This window comes from Pseudoalteromonas sp. CR1 (genome assembly GCF_019392235.1).
GTDB lineage: Bacteria > Pseudomonadota > Gammaproteobacteria > Enterobacterales > Alteromonadaceae > Pseudoalteromonas.
Map to the genome: position 1 here is coordinate 1 of NZ_JAHXRM010000099.1, position 330 is coordinate 330.

Consider the following 330-nt stretch of genomic DNA (forward strand, 5'->3'; position numbering starts at 1 on the left):
TGGCGCGGTTGTCCGGGCAACACGATGTGGTGATCGGCTCGCCGGTGGCCAACCGCAATCGCAGCGAAATCGAAGGGTTGATCGGCCTGTTCGTCAACACCCTGGCGGTGCGCATCGACACGTCGGGCGAGTTGAGCACCGAGGCGTTGCTGGCGCGGGTCAAGGCGCTCACGCTGCACGCCCAGGCCCACCAGGACTTGCCGTTCGAGCAGGTGGTGGAAATCACCCGGCCGCTGCGCAGCCTGGCCCATAGCCCGGTGTTCCAGACGTTGCTGACCTGGCAGGACAGCAGCGCGCCGATCCTCGCGCTGGGTGATCTGGCCCTGGAAG

Annotated in this window: 1 protein-coding gene; it reads left to right on the plus strand. The window is 67.0% G+C overall.

Annotation, left to right across the window (positions count from 1 at the left end; all coding sequences use genetic code 11):
- On the plus strand, nucleotides 1-330 hold a 330-nt coding region (locus tag KZZ04_RS18655), incomplete at both ends, for a condensation domain-containing protein (RefSeq protein ID WP_219423736.1).